The 4,956-nt window shown below is 71.3% G+C and carries 1 protein-coding gene; it reads left to right on the top strand.

The window, feature by feature from the left end:
- A partial coding sequence (locus tag AB0I52_RS32660) for an amino acid adenylation domain-containing protein (protein WP_363078775.1) occupies window positions 1–4,956 on the top strand: 4,956 nt, incomplete at both ends.

The raw sequence follows: 4,956 nt of genomic DNA, 5'->3' as shown, positions 1-4,956 counted from the left end.
CAGGTCAAGCTCCGCGGCTTCCGTATCGAACTCGGTGAGATCGAGACGGCGTTGACCGCTCACGAGAGTGTGGGCCAGGCGACCGTCGTCGTCCGGGAGGACCGGCCGGGCGACAAACGCCTCGTCGCCTACCTCACCGCCGCCGACAGCGCCTCGATCGACACAGAGTCCGTGCGCCGCGCCATGGCCGGCATCCTCCCCGAGTACATGGTCCCGTCCGCCTACGTCGTACTGGACGAGATCCCGCTCACCGTCAACGGCAAGGTCGACCGACGAGCCCTGCCCGCACCGCAGTTGAGCGTCGAGACCACCGGCCGTGCGCCCCGGGGGCCGGGCGAGGAGGTCCTGTGCGGTCTCTTCGCGGAAGTCCTCGGACTGACCTCGGTCACCATCGACGACCACTTCTTCCACCTCGGCGGGCACTCGCTCCTCGCCACCCGCCTCATCAGCCGCATCCGGCAGACCTTCGGCGTCCAGATCACCGTCAGGGACCTCTTCCAGGGCCCGACAGTCGCCGCTCTGGCCGAGTACGTCGAAGCGGGCGGCGAGGAGGCGGTGCAGCGCCCCGCACTGCGGGAGGCTGTGCGGCCGGAGCGGGTGCCGCTCTCCTCGGCGCAGCAGCGCCTCTGGTTCCTGCACCACCTGGAAGGGCCGTCCGCGACGTACAACATTCCGCTGTCCCTGCGCCTCACGGGCGCACTCGACACGCGAGCCCTCCAACTCGCGCTCACCGACCTGGTGGTGCGTCACGAGTCGCTGCGCACCCTCTTCGGGATGGCGGACGACGCCGCCTACCAGTGGCAGCTCCCGGCGGCCGAGGTGCGGGTGGAGCTGCCCGTCATCGCGGCGACCAGGGACACCCTGGACGCGGAGCTCGGCGACCACGCCGCGCGCAGCTTCGATCTCGACTCCGAACTGCCTTTCCGAGCCGCCCTGTTCGCGCTCGGGGCCGAGGAGCACGTCCTGCTGGTGGTGATGCACCACATCGCCTCCGACGGCTGGTCCACCACCCCGCTGCTGCGGGATCTCACGGCCGCCTACACGGCGCGCACCAAGGGCGACGCCCCCACATGGGAGCCGCTGCCGGTCCAGTACGCCGACTACACCCTCTGGCAGCACGAGCTGCTCGCGGCGGACGGGGAGAGGCAGGCGGAGTTCTGGCGCGACACGCTGGACGGGCTGCCCGACGAGGCCACCCTGCCGGCCGACCGCCCCCGCCCGGCGGTGGCCACCTACCGCGGCACCACCCACGGCGTTCACGTCCCCGCGGCCTTGCACGCCGGGCTGACCCGGCTGGCCCGCGAGACCGGCAGCACCCTGTTCATGGTGGCCCAGGCCGCCGTCGCCACCGCGCTGTCCCGCTCCGGAGCCGGGGAGGACATCCCGATCGGCGCCCCGATCGCCGGCCGCTCGGAGCAGTCACTCGACGACCTCGTCGGCTTCTTCGTCAACACCCTCGTACTGCGTACGGATCTCACGGGCGAGCCGAGCTTCCGTGAGCTGCTGACCCGGGTCCGGGACGCCGACCTCGCCGCCTGGGCCCACCAGGACCTGCCCTTCGACCGGCTGGTGGAGGCCCTCAACCCCGAGCGTTCCACCGCCCGCCACCCGCTCTTCCAAGTGGTCCTCACCCTCCAGGAGGCACTTACCCCCTCCGTCGAACTCCCGGGAATCACGGCCGAGTCGGGCTTCACGTCGCTGGACATCTCCAAGTTCGACCTGACCTTCTCCTTCCATGAGCACCGCACAGCGGACGGCAGCCCGGACGGTCTGGACATCAGGGTCGAGTACGCCACCGACCTGTACGACGCCGGCACTGTCGAGGCGGTCACCGACCGGCTGGTCCGGCTGCTGGGCGACGCCGTCGACCGCCCCGAAATCCCCGTCGGCGAGCTGGAGTTCATCGGCCAGGACGAGCGACACCAGCTGCTGGAAGGCTGGAACGGCACGGTCACCGGTTCCTCCGACGCGGGTCTCGCGGAGCTGTTCGCCGCGCAGGCCGCCCGCACCCCGGACGCGATCGCCCTGGTCGACGGCGACCGCGAGCTGACGTACGCGGAGCTGGACGCGGACGCCAACCGGCTGGCCCGCCACCTCGTGGGCCTCGGCGTCCGGCCGGAGGACGTCGTCGCCGTCCTGATGGAGCGGTCGGCGGACCTGCTCACCGTGCTCCTCGCGGTCGTCAAGGCCGGCGGCGTCTACGCCCCGCTCAACACCGCGGACCCCGACACCCGCCTGCTGCGGATCCTCGCCGAGACCGGGGCGCCCGTCCTGCTCACCGACAAGGTGCTGGCCGATCACCCGGTCGTGGCCCGGACCACCGCGCAGACCGTCGTGCTCGACGGGACCGCGGGCTTCGCCCACCTCCCGTCGACGCCGCCGGCAGCGCCGGCCCATCCCGACCAGTGGCTGTACGTGATGTTCACGTCGGGTTCGACGGGGGTGCCGAAGGGTGTCGCGGTCACCCACCGCAATGTCGCGGACCTGGCCGCCCAGACCATGTACGCCAACGGCAGCCACACCCGGGTGCTCTTCCACTCGCCGCACACCTTCGACGCCTCGACACACGAGATCTGGGTGCCGTGGCTGAACGGCGGCGCGGTCGTGGTCGCACCCCAGGGCTACCTCGACCCCGGGACCCTGGGTGGGTTGCTGACCGAGCGCGGAATCAGCTCGCTGTGGCTGACGGCCGGGCTGTTCCGCGTGATGGCGGAGGAGGCGCCCGAGGCGTTCGCCGGGGTGAGCGAGGTCTGGGCGGGCGGTGACGTGGTTCCGCCGGAGGCGGTACGCCGGGTCATGGACCGCTGCCCGGACCTCACCGTCGTCAATGGTTACGGTCCGACGGAGACGACGACCTTCGCCACCACCCACCGCGTCCACCGGCCCCTGGACTACCCGGGCGCCGTCCCCATCGGGGAGCCCCTCGACAACCACCGCGTCTACGTGGTGGACGAGGGTCTGCGGCTCGTTCCTCCGGGTACCCCCGGCGAGCTGTACATCGCCGGCGCCGGTCTCGCCCGTGGCTACCTGGGCCGGCCGGGCATGACGGCGGAGCGCTTCGTGGCCGACCCGTTCGGTCCGCCCGGTACGCGGATGTACCGGACGGGCGACCTCGTGCGCTGGAACCTCGCGGGCTCCGTCGAGTACCTGGGCCGCGCGGACCAGCAGGTCAAGCTCCGCGGCTTCCGTATCGAACTCGGGGAGATCGAGACGGCGTTGGCCGCCCACGAGAGTGTGGGCCAGGCGACCGTCGTCGTCCGGGAGGACCGGCCCGGCGACAAGCGCCTCGCCGCCTACCTCGTCGCCACCGACGGCGCCCGGATCGACGTGGCGGAGCTGCGGGGGCACATCTCGGCCGCCCTGCCCGAGTACATGGTCCCGTCCGCCTTCGTCGTCCTCGACGAGATCCCCCTCACCACCAACGGCAAGGTCGACCGACGCGCCCTGCCCGCACCCCAGGTCGCCCACGCCACCAACGGGCGCGCACCGCGCACACCGCAGGAAGAAGTGCTCTGCGGTCTCTTCGCGGCCGTTCTCGGACTGCCGTCGGTCACCATCGACGACCACTTCTTCCACCGCGGCGGCCACTCGGTGCTCGGCACCCGGCTGATCAGCCGCATCCGGCGGGCGTTCGGCGTCCAACTCGGCGTGAAGGACCTGTTCCGCAACCCGACGGTGCTCGCCCTCTCGGAGTGCGTCACCGCGGGCAGCGGCGAACTGCCCCGGCCGGCGCTGATGCCGGAGGAGCGGCCGGAGCGCGTTCCGCTCTCCTCCGCCCAGCAGCGGCTGTGGTTCCTCGACCAGATGGAAGGCCCCTCAGCCACCTACAACATCCCGCTTGCCCTGCGGCTCAAGGGCCCTCTCGACCACCGGGCCCTCGAACTGGCCCTCACCGACCTCACCACCCGTCACGAAGGCCTGCGCACCGTCTTCCCCACCCACGAGGGCACCCCCCACCAGCACGTCCTGCCCCCGACCACCACCGACCTGCCCCTGATCAACACCACCGAGGAGGCACTCACCGCACAACTGGCCGACCTCTCGGCGGCCACCTTCGATCTGGCCGTCCAGCCCCCCGTCCGCACGCATCTGCTCTCGCTCGGCGGGCAGGAGCACATCCTGTTGGTGGTCATCCACCACATCGCCTCCGACGGCTGGTCGAACGGACCGCTCTTTCGCGACCTGGCCACCGCCTACGAGGCCCGCGCCGAGGGCACTGCCCCCGCCTGGGAGCCACTGCCGGTCCAGTACGCCGACTACTCCCTCTGGCAGCGGCGCCTCCTGGGAAGCGACGAGGAACGCCAACTCGACTACTGGCGCACCGTACTCGCCGAACTGCCGGAGGAGGCCACGCTCCCGGCCGACCGGCCCAGGCCGGCCACCGCGTCCAACCGGGGCACCACGCACACCGTGCACTGCCCGGCAGGCCTGCACGAGTCACTGACCTCGCTGGCCCAGGACACCGACAGCACCCTGTTCATGGTGGCCCAGGCGGCGGTGTCGACGCTGCTGTCGCGGTCCGGTGCCGGGCACGACATCCCCCTCGGCTCACCCGTCGCCGGCCGTACGGACCAGGCGCTCGACGACCTCGTCGGGTTCTTCGTCAACACACTCGTGCTCCGCACCGACACCAGTGGTGACCCGAGCTTCCGGGAACTGCTGACCCGCGTCCGGGAGACCGACCTCGCCGCATGGAGCCATCAGGACCTGCCGTTCGACCGGCTGGTCGAAGCCCTCAACCCCGAGCGCACCACCGCCCGCCACCCCCTCTTCCAGGTCATGCTCACCGTCGGCGACATGTCGGCCGAGGCCCCCGAACTCCCGGGACTGGAAGCGTCGTACGAGTTCTCCAAGGTGGAGATCGCCAAGTTCGACGTGACGTTCTCGTTCGCGGAGCATCGTGGGGTGGATGGTCGGCCGGGTGGGTTGGACATCACGATCGAGTATGCGACGGAT

This window comes from Streptomyces sp. NPDC050423, from assembly GCF_040655445.1.
Lineage (GTDB): Bacteria > Actinomycetota > Actinomycetes > Streptomycetales > Streptomycetaceae > Streptomyces.
This window is presented reverse-complemented; position numbering and strand designations above follow the sequence as displayed.